We start from the raw sequence: 15,740 nt of genomic DNA on the forward strand, positions 1-15,740 counted from the left end.
GACACCGCCCGGCTGCTCTCGGCCCTCAACCCGGGCCTCCGCGGCCTCTACCCGGCGTGGCGCACGGCCGCGGCACCCGGCAGCCCGCAGCTCCTGCGCGCCCTGCTCGCGATGCGCGTCACGGCCGCCCCCTTCGGCGCCACCGCCCCGCTCAAGCCGGTCCAGGACGAGCGGGGCCGGGTCATCCGCACCGCGGACTGGCCGCTCACGGGCGCCGTCCTGGTCAGCATGCGTGTCGTGTACGACACGGCGGGCAAGGTGCCGGTCCGGGCCGAGTTCCAGTACGTCGAGGGCAGCAGCTCCGATCAGCGCGCGGAGAACCTGCCCGTCGCCCAGCCCGTCACCTTCCCCCTCGGCACCGGCGAGGTGGAGCTGTCCACGCGGATCGCCCAGGACCGCGACCTGCACTGGCTGGGCCGCCGCCCCACCGACTCCCAGGAACCGGGGGTCACCGCCCGCCTCCGCCCGGGCCTGCCCGAGCACGATCTGTTCGTGTCGCGACCCGACGACGAGGGACTCGTCCACGTGATCGTCGGCACGGCACAGCCGGTCACCCTGCGGCCGGGCGACACCCGGCCGCTCCACGTCGGCGAGGACGAGATCAGCCTCCGGTACACGTCGGGCAGCAGTGAGCCGGGCGTCGAGATCGTCATCGCGCGCAAGCGCGAACCCGTCAACCGCCGCGTACTCCAGCTCGACACCGTGCACCCCGGCATCACCCTCGGCAGCTGGGTCGCGATCCGGCGCCCCGCCAAAGGCGCCGACCGCGGCGTCCCCGGCGACCCGAAGCTCGCGTTCGTCACCACCCAGGTGGTGGCGGCGCGCACGGCGGCGTACACCAACTACGGGATCACGGGCCGCGGCACCGAACTCACCCTCGCCGACCCCTGGCTGGACGAGTTCGACGTGCTGCTCTCGCACATCCGCGACACCACCGTGCACGCGGCGGGCGAGCCCCTGCGCCTGGCCGACGAGCCGCTCGGCGAGGACGTGCACGGCAACGAGATCGAACTCGCCGAGCTGTACGACGGGCTGCGCCCCGGCCGCACACTGATCGTCGGCGGCGAGCGCGGCGACATCCCCGGAGTGGCCGGTGTGACGGCCACCGAGGTCGTCACGATCGCCTCCGCCGACCCGGCCGTCGACCCCCGCCTCCCCGGCGACCACGTCCACACCCGCCTGGTCCTCACCGCCGACCTCGCCCACCGCTACCGCCGTGAGACGGTCCGCGTCCTGGGCAACGTCGTCGAGGCCACCCACGGCGAGAGCCGCGAGGAGGCCGTCGGCAGCGGCGACTCCGACCGCGTGAACCAGACGTTCGCGCTCTGGCAGTCCCCGCTCACCTGGCTCGCCGACGACAACCCCCTCGGCGCCACACCCGTCCTGGAGGTCCGGGTCGACGGCGTCCTCTGGCACGAGGTCGACAGCCTCGCCGGACGCGGCCCGCGCGAGCGCGTCTACATCACCGGGTCCACCGCCGACGGCCGCACCACGGTGACGTTCGGCGACGGTGTCCACGGTGCCCGTCTGCCCACCGGCCACGAGAACGTCCGCGCCCGCTACCGCTTCGGCACCGGCAGGGCGGCCAACGTCGCCGCCGACCGCGTCACCCAGCCGCTCACCCGGCCGCTCGGCGTCAGTCAGGTCACCAATCCCCGCCCGGCCACGGGCGGCGCCGATGCCGACGGCCCCGGACTCACCCGCCGTACGATCCCGCTCGCCGTCTCGGCCCTGGACCGCCTGGTGTCCGCGTCCGACTACGAGGACTTCGCCCGCTCCCGCGCCGGCATAGGGCGGGCCTCCGCACGCGAACTCTTCGACGGACGGCGGCGCGTCCTGCACGTGACGGTCGCGGGCACGGACGACGTACCGATCGCCGACGCCGGCCAGGAGTCAGCCACGTTGCGGGCCCTGCGCGCCGCCCTCACCGAGTACGGCGACACCAACCTCCCCGTCCGCGTGGACGTACGCGAACTGGTCCTGCTGCTCGTCGCCGCCCAGGTGAAGGTGGCCCCGGACCACGCCTGGGAGACCGTCGAGCCACGCCTGCGCCAGGCCCTCTTGCGCCGGCTCGGCTTCGAGGGACGCGAGCTGGGACGACCGGCCCGTCTCTCCGACGTCCTCGCCACGGCCCACACCGTGCCCGGCGTCGACTACGTGGACGTCGACGTCTTCACCGGTGTCCCGGCGTCCGCCACCCCCGAGGAGCTCACCGCGCTGCTCACCCGCCCCGGCCCGCCGAGGGCGGCGGTCCCGGCACATTCGGCGACGTACGACGAGAAGATCCACACCGTCCGCGCCGAGGACGGCGAGACGCTCTCCTCGATCAGCGCCCGGTACGGCGTCCCGCTCGCCGAACTGCTGCGCCTCAACCCCGACATCACCGACACCCGGCGCCTGCCGAAGGGCCGGTCGGTGTTCGTCTTCCGCGGTATCCGCCCGGCCCAGCTCGCGCTGCTGTCGCCGAAGGCCGCGGACACCCTGATCCTGACGGAGGTCAAGTGATGTCTGCGAACCCGGCGGATGTCCGGTACGAGACGATGGCACCCCCGGGGGCGTCCAGGGAACCCGACGGGCTCGCCGCGCTGCTGCCGCGCTGGCACCTGCTGCGCGACGCCGAGGAGGGCGAACCGCTGCGCGCCCTGCTCGCCGTGATCGCCGAGCAGCTCGACCGCGTCCGCGACGGCGTGGCCCAGGGCTACGAGGACCTGTTCGTGGAGACCGCGGCCCCCTGGGTGCTGCCGTACCTCGGCGACCTCGTGGGCTACCGCACCCTGCCGGGCTACGAGCGCGTCCTCACCACGGGCCTGCACGGGGGCGGCCGCGCCGAACTCGCCGAGGCCGTCGCCCCGCGCCGCGATGTGGCCGCGACCGTCGCCAACCGCCGCCGCAAGGGCACCCTCCACCTCCTGGAGGAGATCTCCGAGCAGGTCACCGGCTGGCCCGCACGCGCCGTCGAGCTGTCCCGGCACGTGGCCCACACCCAGCCGGTGAAGCTGTACGGCACCGGGGGCGCCCAGGCGCGAGCCCACCGAGGCGCCCGCGGCCGTCTCGTCGACCTCCGCGACGGCTCCGCCCTCGCCCTCCTGGGCGGCGCCTTCGACACGGCGGCCCGCACGGCCGACGTACGCCGCGCCGGCTCGAGCCGCACACCGGGTGGTCTGACCCCGGCCGGAGTCGGGCTCTTCGTGTGGCGGCTCAAGGCGTACTCACTGACGTCGTCCCCGGCGTACTGCATCGACCGCGCCCGCAACCTCTACACGTTCTCCATCCTCGGCAACGACACCCCCCTGGTCACCAGGCCGGTCCCGGAGCCGTCACCCACCCACCTCGCCACGGTCGACAACGTGCCCGCGTTCATCACCCGCCGTCTGCTCCACGACCGGATGGCCGACTACTACGGTCCCGGCAAGAGCCTCGTCATCCGCCGCGACGGCGAGGACAGGCCCGTACCGCCCTCCGACATCGTGGTCGCCGACCTCTCCGACTGGCGCTACCGCCCCAAGCGGGGCCAGGTGGCGGTCGACCCGGAGCTCGGCCGGATCGCGTTCGGCTCCCGCTCCGCGCCCCGGCAGGGCGTGTGGGTGGACCACCACTACGCGTTCGCCGCCGACATGGGCGGCGGCGAGTACGACCGCGACGACCGCGTCCCCCGCCCGGACGCCACCTTCTACCGGGTCGGCCCCGGAGAGCAGTACCGGCAGATCATGGACGCCTACCGGGCCTGGCAGCACGACCGCAGGGCCGACCGGACCGGACCCGAGGGCATCATCGAGATCACCCACAGCGGCGCCTACCAGGAGCAGCTGGACTTCGACCTCGACCCGGGCGACCGCCTCGAACTCCGGGCCGCCGAGGGCACCCGGCCGGTGATCCGCCTCCTCGACTGGTACAGCAACCGCCCCGACGCCCTCAACATCCGCGCGGTGTCCGAGCACTGCGCCCCGCACGAGCGGCCCCGCATCGTCCTCGACGGGCTCCTCGTCGCCGGACGCGGCATCAACGTCACCGGCCCGATGGGCGCCGTCGTCGTCCGCCACAGCACGCTCGTGCCCGGCTGGTCCCTGGAACCCGAGTGCGAGCCGCACTCGCCCGAGGAGCCCAGCATCGTCCTGGAACGCACCACCGCCTGCCTGCAGATCGAGCACAGCATCCTCGGCACCATCGAGGTCATCGGCGACGAGGTGGGCGAGGACCCCCTCGGCATCCACCTCCGCGACAGCGTCCTCGACGCCACCGGCCACGACCGCGAGGCACTCTCCGCCCCCGACTGCCGCCACGCCCATGCCGTGCTCCATCTGCACCGCACCACCGTCATCGGCGAGATCCACACCCACGCCGTGAAGATCGCCGAGAACTCGGTCCTCACCGGGAGGCTCCACGTGGCCCGGCGCGGTATCGGCTGCCTGCGGTACTCGTACGTCCCCGCCGGGTCCCGTACGCCCCGCCGGTACCGCTGCCAGCCGGACCTGGCCGGCCCCGCCCAGGCCTCCCACGTACGCCCGCTGTTCGCCTCCGAACGCTACGGGACACCCTGGTACGGGCAACTGGCCGACCTCCCCCACTCTCGGCTTCGCTCGAGCGGGGGGACCCCCATCGCCGAGGAGATCCGGCGCGGCTCGGACGACGGCGCCGAGATGGGCGCCTTCCACGACCTCCACCGGCCGCAGCGCGAGGACGGCCTGCGGGCACGGCTCGCGGAGTACACCCCCGCGGGCACGGACGCCGGGATCTTCTTCGTGACATGACCCACCCCGGGCTCCCGGGCCGCGCGTGAACCCACCCGGCCGCGCGGGCCGTACCCACTGACGACTCCTGAAACGCACAACCTCAACCAGGGGGACCCCTTCCATGCACGCTGACCTCTCCCGCCTTACGTTCCGCCCGGAACGCCACTACTCGGCGGTCGTCGCCCAACAGGGCCGCGTCCAGCTCGACGCCGACACCAACGAGCAGACCGCGATCCAGCTCCACCAGGCGCGCACCCTCGCCGCGGACCTGATCGGCCGGCACGGCGGGCCTCGCGACGCCGCGGGCTTCCGCATCGAGTACGTGGGCGGCAAGCACGAGATCGACACCCTCTACATCCACGGCGGCCGCTACTACGTCGACGGCATCCTCTGCGACGCCCACCGCCCGGCACCCGGCACACCCGTACCCGACGACGACACCGCCGCCGCCGAGGAACAGGAGACCGCCCGGCCGCCCGCGTACTGGACCTACTGGGACCAGCCCGACGGCTTCCGAGACCCGGAGAAGCCCGGCGACCGGCTGCCCTCGCCCGCCCAGTCGCCGTTCCTGGTCTATCTGAAGGTGTGGGAGCGCTCGGTCGGCGCGGCCGAGGACCCGGCGCTGCGCGAGGTCGCCCTCGGCGCGGCGATGCCGGACACCACCGCCCGCGTCAAGGTCGTCTGGCAGGTGCTGCCGCTGTCCCTCGCCGAGCTGACGATCGAGGAGACCGACCCCTCCAAGGAGGTCGTCCGCGCGGCCTTCGACAGGTGGGCCGAGCGCCAGGCGGCCCCCTCGGCCCGGCTCGCCGCCCGCAGCGAGCGGCCCGACCACGCCGACGAGGACCCGTGCCTGGTCAAGCCGGACGCCCGCTACCGCGGCCCGGAGAACCAGCTGTACCGGGTCGAGGTCCACGCGGGCGGCGAGGCGAAGGACGCCACCTTCAAGTGGTCCCGCGAGAACGGCTCGGTCGTCTTCCCGGTCGACGAACTCGACGGCACCTGGGTGCAGCTGGCCTCCCTCGGCCACGACGACAAGCTGGACCTCGACGTCGGCGACCACGTGGAGTTCACCGACACCGCGTACGCCTCCCGCCTGGAGCCCCTGCCGCTGCTGCGGGTCGAGGAACTGGACCTGCCGGGCCGCCGCGTCCGCCTCTCCGCCGAACCGGACCCGGGCGTCGGCCGGCTGCCCCACCTCCGCCCGTTCCTGCGCCGCTGGGACCACCACGAGGCACCGCGGCGCAAGGGCCGTACGGCGGCGCTGAAGGGCGGCGCCGTGCCCGTCACGGAGGGGGAGTGGCTGCCCCTGGAGGACGGCGTCGAGGTGTACTTCGCCAAGAGCGGCACCTACCGCACCGGCGACCACTGGATCATCCCCGCCCGCACCGCCACCGGCGGTGTCGAATGGCCGACCGACCCGGCCCGCCGCCCGCTCCTCCAAGCACCCGTGGGCATCGCCCGCCACTTCGCCCCACTGGCCCTGGTCAAGGGCGAGGGCTCCTCCGTCGACCTGCGCCGCGCCTTCGCCCCGCTGGCGAGCAGCGTCCCCGCGGCCGACGAGGCGACACTCGCCGCCGAGGCCCAGGCACGGAGGGAGGAGCAGGCCGCGGAGGCCGACCCCTCCGGTGGCCGCTCACAGACCACGGCACAGGCCGAGGACGCCGCGGAAGGGGACAAGTGATGGCCAAGCCCCTGAGCGCCTCCAAGATGGTGGAGATCCTGCGTGCCGAGGGCCTGACGGTCCACGAGGTCCGCAACTGGCGCACCCACAACCGCAACACCAAGGGCCCCTGGGGCCCGGTCAACGGCGTGATGATCCACCACACCGTCACCTCCGGCACCAGCAACTCCGTGAACATCTGCTACAACGGCTACTCCGGTCTGCCGGGCCCCCTCTGCCACGGCGTCATCGACAAGAAGGGCGAGATCCACCTCGTCGGCAACGGCCGCGCCAACCACGCGGGCTCCGGCGACAGCGACGTCCTGCGCGCCGTGATCAACGAGACGCGGCTGCCCGCCGACAACGAGGCCGACACCGACGGCAACCGGCACTTCTACGGCTTCGAGTGCATCAACCTCGGCGACGGCAAGGACCCCTGGCCCGAGGCGCAGAAGGAGGCGATCGAGAAGGTCTCCGCCGCGATCTGCCGCCACCACGGCTGGACCGAGCGCTCCGTCATCGGCCACAAGGAGTGGCAGCCGGGCAAGCAGGACCCCCGCGGCTTCACGATGGACGGCATGCGTAAACGCATAGCCCAGCGGCTGGACGGCAAGGGCGGCTCGACCAAGCCGAAGCCCGCCGACCCGAAGCCCGCGCCCAAGCCGTCGTACGAGCCGTTCCCCGGCAGCGGCTTCTTCCACATCGGCCAGAGCTCCCCGATCATCACGGCCATGGGCCGCCGCCTGGTCGCCGAGGGCTGCGGGCGCTACGAGGAGGGCCCGAGCCCGGAGTGGACCGACGCCGACCGCCGCTCCTACCAGGCCTGGCAGCAGAAGCAGAACTTCAAGGGCAAGGACGCGGACGGCATCCCGGGCAAGGTCAGCTGGGACAGGCTGAAGGTGCCGAGGAGCTGATGCCCCGAAGGGGGCGCGGGGAACTGCGCGACCAGCCACAACAGACCCGCGGACGACAACGGACCCAGCGAGCGCCTACGAGTTGGCCGGCGGATACGCGGGCCGCGCCGGAATCCGGTCATCCTGCGCGGCAGCGCCCGGCAGCGGCGGCAGCGCCGGCTCGTACAGCCACTCCGCGAACAGGTCCTCCAGCGGCTCGGCCGTGAACCGGGCGACATGCGCGATGAACGTCGTCGTGGTGACGGCGCCGCCCCGGTACTGCGCGGCCCAGCCGCGCAGCATCCGGAAGAAGGCGTCGTCACCCATCGCGCACCGCACGGCGTGCAGGACGAGCCCGCCACGCTGGTAGAGCCGGTCGTCGAACATCAGCTTGCGGCCGGGGTCGGCCAGACACAGGTCCTGCGGCAGCGAGGACAGCGACCGGTGCGCGGAGGCGGCGAGTTGCTGTGCCGTACGGCCGCCCGAACGCTCCGACCACAGCCACTCGGCGTACTTCGCGAACCCCTCGTTCAGCCAGATGTGCCGCCAGTCGGCGATGGACACGCTGTTGCCGAACCACTGGTGCGCCAGCTCGTGCGCGACCAGCCGCTCCGAACCCCGCACCCCGTCCACGTGGTTGGCACCGAACAGCGACAACCCCTGCGCCTCGACGGGAACGTCGAGCTCCTCGTCGGTGACCACCACCGCGTACTCACCGAACGGATACGGTCCGAACAGCTCCTCGAACAGCTCCATCATCGCGGGCTGCCGCGCGAAGTCCCGCGAGAAGTCGGGCAGGAGATGCGCCGGAATGTGCCCGTGCTGCGGCACCCCGCCCGGACCCGGGTCGCCCAGCAGCACCGTCTGGTACTTCCCGATCGACAGCCCGACCAGATAGCTCGACGTCGGCGCCGACTGCTCGTACACCCACGTCGTCGTGGACGCCTTGGTCGTACGGGTCAGCAGACGACCGCCGGCCACCACCTGGTACGCGGACGGCGTGGTCACCGAGATCTGGTACGCGGCCTTGTCGGCGGGCCGGTCGTTGCACGGATACCAGGACGGCGCCCCGACCGGCTGGCTCGCCACCAGCGCCCCGTCCGTCAGCTCCTCCCAGCCGAGCCCGCCCCACGGGCTGTTCACCGGCTTGGGGTTGCCCGACCACTGGACCTCGACGGTGAACGCGGCACCGGCGCGCAGCGCCTTCGCGGGACGGATGCGCAGCTTGCCTCCCCGGTGCGTGTAGTGCGGCGCCCGGCCGTCGACCCTGACCCGGCCGACCTTGAAACCGGCGAGGTTCAGCTGGAACTCGGCGAGCGCGGCACGGCCCGCTATGGCGTTGATCCGCGCCGTTCCCGACAGCCGGTTCGGCCCGGGGCGGTAGTCCAGCGCGAGCTCGTACCGGTGGACCCGGTAACGGGGATCACCGTTGGCCGGGAAGTACGGGTCCGGACCCACTGACTGCTGAACCGCCACTGCTGCGTCTGCTCCCTGCACTGCGCTCGTACGACGTCCATCGTCCCCCGACGCCGTAGCCGTACGGGTCGCCAGGTCCGGCGACACCGTGCCGTGCGACCCCGTGCCCTGGGAGCCCATGTCTAGCGACGCCACGCTTCGATCGGGTTGCCCAGCCAGCGCGTGTCGTCCGGAACGGACTCCGCGGCCATGACCAGGGACGCCGGACCCAGCGTCGTACGGGCCCCGACGGCGCTGCCGGGGAGGACGATTCCGCCCGGGCCCAGCGTGGCGCCCTCACGGAGGACCACAGTATCCGTCCGCAAGATCCGGTCGTGGAAGAGGTGGGTCTGCAGCACACACCCCCGGTTCACCGTGGCGCCGTCACCGAGCGACACCAGATCGCTCTCGGGTAGCCAGTAACTCTCCACCCACACCCCCTTGCCGATCCGTGCGCCGAGCCCGCGCAGCCACAGGGTCAGCAGCGGAGTACCGGGCACGGACCCGGCCAGCCACGGCACGGCCACCACCTCGACGAACGTGTCGGCCAGCTCGTTGCGCCACACGAAGGAGCTCCACAGCGGGTGCTCACCGCGCCGGTGCCGCCCCACGAGCAGCCACTTGGCCACGACGGACAGCGCACACCCCGCCGCACCCGCGCCCAGCAGCACCACCCCGCACAGCAGCCAGGCCCAGCCGCCCAGCGCGCTCAGCGCGCTCAGCGCCGCCACCGTCAGCACCGCCAGCGCCGCCGAGCACAGCACCGGCACGATCCGGCACAGCTCCACCAGACCCCGTGCCCACAGCAGCCGCGCGGGCGGCTCGTACGTCCGGCTCTGATCGCCCCCGGCCGCACTGCGGGGCAGCCTCACCGGCGGCAGCCCGAGATACGAGCTGCCCTTCTTGGCCTTCTTCGGCGTCGCCGACAACACCCCGACCAGCCCGCCGTCCGGCACGGTCCGCCCCGGCGCGGTCATCCCCGAGTTCCCGAGGAACGCCCGGCGCCCGATCTCCGCCCGCCCGATCCGCATCCAGCCGCCGCCCAGTTCGTACGGCGCGGTCAACGTGTCGTCCGCGAGGAACGCGCCCTCGCCGACCGTGGTGAGGCTGGGCAGCGCGAGCACGGTGGACACCTCGGCGCCCCGCCCGACCCGCATCCCCAGCAGCCGCAGCCACACCGGCGTCACCAGCCCGGCGTACAGCGGGAACAGCGTCTCCCGGGACCGGTCCATCAGCTGGGTGACCGTCCAGGCCTGCCAGCCGACCCTGCTGTGCGTGGGATGCGTGCCCTCGCGCAGCCCCAGGCTCAGCAGCCGTACGGCGACGAGCAGCAGCAGCGCGTACACCGCCCCGAAGACCAGGGTCGCCGGAACCAGCGCGAGCGCCGCACCCCGCAGCGCCTCGCCGAGCCCGGCACCCGGCGCCACGAACAGACCCGCCGTCAGCAGCGCGGCGAGCCCCGCGAGAACGGGCAGAGCGCTCAGCCCGACGCCGGAAACGCCGTACATCGCCCTCCAGAACACGCCCCGCTCCGGCCGTTCCTTGGGCCAGTTCCGCTTGGCCTTGCCCAGTTTCACGGCGGGCGCCCCGGCCCAGCGCTGCCCGGTGGGGACCTGTCCGACGACGGCGGACCCGGGCGCGACCTCGGCCCGCTTACCGACCCGCGCCCCCGGGAACAGCGTGCTCCGCGTCCCGACGACCGCACCGGCACCCACCTTGACCGGCCCGATCTCCAGCCGGTCACCGTCCAGCCAGTACCCCGACAGGTCCACCTCGGACTCCACGGCGGCGCCCCGCCCGAGCTTGAGCATCCCGGTCACCGGCGGCAGCGAGTGCAGATCCACATCGGAGCCGACCCTGGCACCGAGCGCCCGGGCGTACCGCTCCAGCCAGGAGCCGGTGAGCGAGGTCGCCCCGCTGAACTCGGCCAGCCGCTCGGCCGCCCACAGCCGCAGATGGACGCTCCCACCGCGCTCGTGGATCCCCGGGGCCACCCCCCTCAGCAGCAGCCGGGCCCCACCGGCGGCCAGAGCCAGCCGCCCCGGCGGGCTGAAGAACAGCAGAGCCCCCGCGCCCACGACCCACCAGGGAGCGGCCGGCAGCCACGCGTACGACCCCAGCGACCCCAGTACGTTCCCAAGGGCCGCCAGCGGCACCATCCAGCGCAGCCCGAGCAGCGTGAACAGGGGGAGAAGGAGCAGCAGTTGCAGCACCCCGGCCCGCACCGGCACCGGCTCGACCACCCGCCGCGCCCCGTCGTCCTGCGCGGACTCCTCCAGACGCCGGGCCAGCTTGCGCAGGGTCGGATGCTGGTAGAGGTCCAGCACGGCCGCGCTCGGGTAGCGGGTGCGCAGCCTCGTCGTGAGCTGGGCGGCGGCGAGGCTGCTGCCGCCGATCGCGAAGAAGTCGTCCGAGGCGCTGCTCACCGGAACCCCGAGCACCTCGCCCCACTGCTCGGCGAGCCAGGCCTCCGTCCCGTACAGCTCCTCGGCCGGACCACCGGCCTCCAGCCCCTCCAGCGGCCACGGCAGCGCGTTGCGGTCGACCTTGCCGGAGGTGCGGGTCGGCAGCTCACCGACCGGCGCGAGCAACGGCACGAGCGCGGCGGGCAGTTCGGCACGCAGCTTCTCGACGGCGGCCGCGTGGTCCCACCCCTCCTGGGTGACCACATACCCCACGAGCAGCTGATTGCCGCCGCGCGCGGTCCGTACGGCGGCCGCGGCGCCCGCCACTCCCGGCAGCGCCTGCAGCGCCGCGTCCACCTCACCCAGCTCGATCCGGCGCCCGCCGAGCTTGATCTGCTCATCGGCCCGCCCGAGGAAGACAAGCCCTTCGGGGTCGGCGCGGACGAGGTCACCACTGCGATAGGCGCGCTCCCAGCCGAGCGACTCCAGCGGGGCGTACTTCTCCGCGTCCTTCCCGGCGTCGAGATAGCGGGCGAGCCCCACCCCGCCGATCACGAGCTGCCCGCTGCCGCCCATCGGCACGGGCTCCCCGGCCTCGTCGACGACGGCCAGCTCCCACCCGTCCAGCGGCAGCCCGATCCGCACGGGCTCCTCGCCGGTCATCAGCGAGGCACAGGCGACGACGGTGGCCTCGGTCGGCCCGTAGGTGTTCCACACCTCGCGCCCCTCCGTCACCAGCCGCTGCGCCAGCTCCGGCGGACAGGCCTCACCACCGAAGATCAGCAGCCGTACGTCGTTGAGCGTCTCGGGCTCCCACAGCGCGGCCAGCGTCGGCACCGTGGAGACGACGCTGATCTCCTGCTCGACCAGCCAGGGCCCCAGATCGGCCCCACTGCGCACCTGCGAGCGCGGCACGGGCACCAGACAGGCCCCGTACCGCCAGGCCAGCCACATCTCCTCGCAGGACGCGTCGAAGGCCACGGACAGCCCGGCCATGACCCGGTCACCGGGCCCGATCGGGTCCTCGGTGAGGAACAGCCGGGCCTCCGCGTCCACGAAGGCGGCGGCACTGCGATGGCTCACCGCGACGCCCTTGGGCCTGCCGGTGGACCCGGAGGTGAAGATGACCCAGGCGTCGTGCCCGATACCGGGCCGGGCCGCCGGGACGTCGCTCCGGCCCCGGACGGTCAGCTCGTGCCCCGCCCCGACCACGGCCCGCACCCCGGCCTCACCGAACACCAGCTCCGCCCGCTCGTCGGGATCCTCGGCGTCCACCGGCACATACGCGGCCCCCGCGGCGAGCACGGCCAGGATCGCCACGTACAGGTCGTTGGTGCCCGACGGCACCCGGACACCGACGCGGTCCCCGAGCCCGACCCCGGCGTCGGCCAGCCGCCGCCGCAGGTTCTCCACCTCTATGGCCAGGGCACGGTAGGTGAGGCAGGTGGTGCCGTCGTCCAGCGCCGGCTCGCCCGGATACGACCGCACGGAGGCGTCGAGGACATCGACGAGCGTGCGGGGGGAGGCGGCGGGGCCGGCGGAGAAACGCGCCGTGTCACCGAACCGCTCACGGATCTCCTCACCGAGCAGACCGAGCGCACTGGTGTCGTGGATGACTGCCATCGGGTCCTCGCGTCTCGTACCCGGAAGCCTCCGGGGCTGGGCCCTGGCACCCGCAGGTCTGCCTGGGGTTGTCCGGCTCCAGTTCCGTAACAAGCCGGAAATTTTAGTACGACGCTAGGCTCGACCCCTTCTGTCCGCCACGCGGGAGGGCCGTTCGGCGGTATCCGTGGAAGCGGCCGGAACGCTCTGACCTGGTGATCTTTGGCCTTGGCGAGACATGCCCCACACAACGAGCGAGGGCCGCGACCCAACGGTCGCGACCCTCGCTCATCTCGTGTGTCCGAGGGGGGACTTGAACCCCCACGCCCGATAAAGGGCACTAGCACCTCAAGCTAGCGCGTCTGCCATTCCGCCACCCGGACAAGGTGTCTGTCGTGCGGGGTTTCCCCCGCGGCGACACAGGAAACATTACCAGGCTTTCGGGGGCCCCTGATCACACCCCGTCCCGGCGTGAACGGCGTGTGACGGAGCGGTCCCGGTCTTGGGCCCGGCGGGGGCCCGGGGAGAGGATGAGGGGACCACCAGCAGTGACAGCGGGAGGAATCAGCGTGAGCGACACGGACACGGCCAGGGGCGTCACCGGCGAGGACGAGGTCGTGGACCTCTGCCGCGAGCTGATCCGGATCGACACCAGCAACTACGGCGACCACTCGGGCCCCGGCGAGCGCAAGGCCGCCGAGTACGTCGCCGAGAAGCTCGCCGAGGTGGGGCTCGAACCGAAGATCTTCGAGTCCCACCCCGGTCGCGCCTCCACGGTGGCCAGGATCGAGGGCGAGGACCCGTCCCGGCCCGCGCTGCTCATCCACGGCCACACCGACGTCGTACCGGCCAACGCGGACGACTGGACCCACCACCCCTTCTCCGGAGAGATCGCGGACGGGTGCGTGTGGGGGCGCGGCGCCGTCGACATGAAGGACATGGACGCCATGACGCTGGCGGTCGTACGCGACCGGCTGCGCAGCGGGCGCAGGCCGCCGCGCGACATCGTGCTCGCGTTCCTCGCGGACGAGGAGGCAGGCGGCACGTACGGCGCCAAGCACCTGGTCCAAAAGCACCCCGACCTCTTCGAGGGCGTGACCGAGGGGATCGGCGAGGTCGGCGGGTTCTCCTTCACCGTCAACGAGAAGCTGCGCCTCTATCTCGTCGAGACCGCGCAGAAGGGCATGCACTGGATGCGGCTCACCGTGGACGGCACGGCCGGGCACGGCTCGATGACCAACACGGACAACGCCATCACCGAACTGTGCGAGGCCGTCGGACGGCTGGGGCGCCACACGTGGCCGGTCCGGGTCACCAAGACCGTACGGTCCTTCCTCGACGAGCTGTCCGACGCGCTCGGCACCGAACTGGACCCCGAGAACATGGACGAGACCCTCGCCAAGCTGGGTGGCATCGCCAAGATGGTCGGCGCGACCCTGCGCAACTCGGCGGCGCCCACGATGCTCGGCGCCGGCTACAAGGTCAACGTCATCCCCGGACAGGCCACCGCACATGTCGACGGGCGCTTCCTGCCCGGTTACGAGGAGGAGTTCCTCGCCGACGTCGACCGGATCCTCGGCCCCCGCGTGAAGCGCGAGGACGTGCACGCGGACAAGGCCCTGGAGACCGACTTCGACGGCAGGCTGGTCGACGCCATGCAGAGCGCGCTGGGGGCGGAGGACCCGATCGCCCGTGCGGTGCCCTACATGCTCTCCGGCGGCACCGACGCCAAGTCCTTCGACGATCTCGGCATCCGCTGCTTCGGATTCGCGCCGCTCAAGCTGCCGCCGGAGCTGGACTTCGCGGGCATGTTCCACGGCGTCGACGAGCGGGTACCGGTGGAGGGGCTGAAGTTCGGCGTGCGGGTCCTCGACCGCTTCATCGACGCCTCCTGAAACCGGCACGGCACCCGTTCAACGCGCCGTGTTCCGTCCCGAATTGAGCGCTGAAACGAGACCTCATTAATCGTCAGCGCGTACGGAGGGCAACCGGGTCGAGTGATTGCGACGATCGGTTCGTAGCTCCATTACATCCTCCTCGTTACAGGTGATGTGATCCGCTCGCGATCACATTGCCAACAAGGAGGAATGATGATCAAGAAGGTCGTCGCTGCTGCGGCTGCCACCGGCGGTCTGGTTCTCGCGGGTGCGGGCGTGGCCGTAGCCGGCTCGGGTGCGCACGGCGTCACCGTGGGCGCGCAGGGGATCGGCTCCGGCAACGTCGTCCAGGCGCCCGTGCACGTCCCGGTGAACGCCTGCGGCAACACGATCTCGGTGATCGGGCTGCTGAACCCCACCTTCGGTAACTCCTGCATCAACAAGTGACGTTGTGCCTCACCCCTCGTTAGGGGCTTGACCCCTTAGTGGGGTCCGAGCCTGCCGGCCCCGGAATGCGCGCTGTGTACTCCGGGGCCGGCCGGTCTCACCGCAAGGTCCAGAAAGCTCGAAGGCAGGAAAACAATGATGCGACAAGTCACCCGCAAGGGCCTGATGACCGTGGCAGCCGCGACAGGCGTCATCGCCGCGACGGGCGGCTACGCGAGCGCTCACGCGGATGCCCTCGGCTCCGCCGTCGGCGCGTCCGGCGTACTGTCGGGCAACTCGGCGCAGGCACCGGTGAGTGTGCCGGTCAACGTCTGCGGCAACACGGTGAACGTCGTGGGGGCGCTCAACTCGTCCGTCGGCAACCAGTGCGGCGCCGGCCAGAGCGCCGACAGCGGCTCCCAGGACGGCAACGGCGGCTCGCAGAACGGCGGTGGGAACAGCGGCAACGGGTCCGGGAGCGGCTCCTCGGCCGACAACGGCTCCGGGAACAGCGTCGAGGCACCGGTGACCGTGCCGGTCAACGTCTGCGGCAACAGCGTGAGCGCCGTCGGTATCGGCAACACGACGGACGGCACCTGTGACAACGGCTCCGGCGTGAACCAGCCCGCGCCTCCGGCCGGCGAGGAGAACCCCCCGGCTGAAGAGCCCGGCACCCCCGGCACCCCGGGCAC

At 72.5% G+C, this 15,740-nt stretch carries 9 protein-coding genes and 1 tRNA gene; 7 read left to right on the top strand and 3 right to left on the bottom strand.

Translation table 11 applies throughout. The features are described 5' to 3' along the window. The 4 genes from FNH04_RS24470 to FNH04_RS24485 form a co-directional block, all read left to right on the top strand. Nucleotides 1-2,505, top strand: a 2,505-nt coding sequence (locus FNH04_RS24470) for a putative baseplate assembly protein (protein ID WP_152787705.1), incomplete at its 5' end; no start/stop codon positions are given. Then, nucleotides 2,505-4,748 carry a hypothetical protein gene (locus FNH04_RS24475; RefSeq protein ID WP_152787707.1) on the top strand — a complete coding sequence of 748 codons (2,244 nt, stop codon included), beginning with the start codon at nucleotides 2,505-2,507 and terminating at the stop codon, nucleotides 4,746-4,748. The genes FNH04_RS24470 and FNH04_RS24475, both read left to right, overlap by 1 nt. A 103-nt stretch (nucleotides 4,749-4,851) precedes the next feature. Next, nucleotides 4,852-6,411, top strand: coding sequence for a DUF6519 domain-containing protein (locus FNH04_RS24480; RefSeq protein WP_152787709.1), 1,560 nt, complete (start codon nucleotides 4,852-4,854; stop codon nucleotides 6,409-6,411). Continuing rightward, nucleotides 6,411-7,304, top strand: a complete 894-nt coding sequence (locus FNH04_RS24485; protein ID WP_152787712.1) for a peptidoglycan-binding protein — start codon at nucleotides 6,411-6,413, stop codon at nucleotides 7,302-7,304. Before FNH04_RS24480 ends, FNH04_RS24485 begins: the two co-directional genes overlap by 1 nt. Before the next feature lie 75 nt (nucleotides 7,305-7,379). On the opposite strand, the gene FNH04_RS24490 is transcribed toward FNH04_RS24485, so the two are convergent. From FNH04_RS24490 to FNH04_RS24500, 3 genes are all read right to left on the bottom strand, one after another. Then, the gene (locus tag FNH04_RS24490; protein WP_322723730.1) at nucleotides 7,380-8,759 is read right to left on the bottom strand and encodes a M1 family metallopeptidase; all 1,380 of its coding nucleotides are present in this window, start codon (nucleotides 8,757-8,759) and stop codon (nucleotides 7,380-7,382) included. 122 nt (nucleotides 8,760-8,881) lie between these two features. Then, on the bottom strand, nucleotides 8,882-12,766 hold the full coding sequence (locus tag FNH04_RS24495; RefSeq protein WP_152787714.1) for a Pls/PosA family non-ribosomal peptide synthetase: 3,885 nt from the start codon (nucleotides 12,764-12,766) through the stop codon (nucleotides 8,882-8,884). Nucleotides 12,767-13,043: 277 nt separating this feature from the next. Next, nucleotides 13,044-13,128, bottom strand: a tRNA-Leu gene (locus FNH04_RS24500). 186 nt (nucleotides 13,129-13,314) lie between these two features. On the opposite strand from FNH04_RS24500, the gene FNH04_RS24505 reads away from it, so the two are divergent. From FNH04_RS24505 to FNH04_RS24515, 3 genes are all read left to right on the top strand, one after another. Beyond that, complete coding sequence (locus FNH04_RS24505; RefSeq protein WP_322723732.1) at nucleotides 13,315-14,640, top strand: M20/M25/M40 family metallo-hydrolase; 1,326 nt, start codon at nucleotides 13,315-13,317, stop codon at nucleotides 14,638-14,640. Nucleotides 14,641-14,835: 195 nt separating this feature from the next. Continuing rightward, on the top strand, nucleotides 14,836-15,069 hold the full coding sequence (locus FNH04_RS24510) for a chaplin (RefSeq protein ID WP_152787722.1): 234 nt from the start codon (nucleotides 14,836-14,838) through the stop codon (nucleotides 15,067-15,069). 138 nt (nucleotides 15,070-15,207) lie between these two features. Beyond that, nucleotides 15,208-15,740: chaplin family protein (locus FNH04_RS24515; RefSeq protein WP_152787718.1), on the top strand; the 533-nt coding region annotated here is incomplete at its 3' end.

This window comes from Streptomyces phyllanthi (assembly GCF_009377205.1).
Taxonomy (GTDB): domain Bacteria; phylum Actinomycetota; class Actinomycetes; order Streptomycetales; family Streptomycetaceae; genus Streptomyces; species Streptomyces phyllanthi.

Excerpts from the sequence above, each read along its gene's own strand:
- FNH04_RS24485 (WP_152787712.1), top strand. The coding sequence starts at position 6,411 with ATGGCCAAGCCCCTGAGCGCCTCCAAGATGGTGGAGATCCTGCGTGCC.
- FNH04_RS24510 (WP_152787722.1), top strand. The coding sequence starts at position 14,836 with ATGATCAAGAAGGTCGTCGCTGCTGCGGCTGCCACCGGCGGTCTGGTT.
- FNH04_RS24480 (WP_152787709.1), top strand. The coding sequence starts at position 4,852 with ATGCACGCTGACCTCTCCCGCCTTACGTTCCGCCCGGAACGCCACTAC.
- FNH04_RS24475 (WP_152787707.1), top strand. The coding sequence starts at position 2,505 with ATGTCTGCGAACCCGGCGGATGTCCGGTACGAGACGATGGCACCCCCG.
- FNH04_RS24495 (WP_152787714.1), bottom strand. The coding sequence starts at position 12,766 with ATGGCAGTCATCCACGACACCAGTGCGCTCGGTCTGCTCGGTGAGGAG.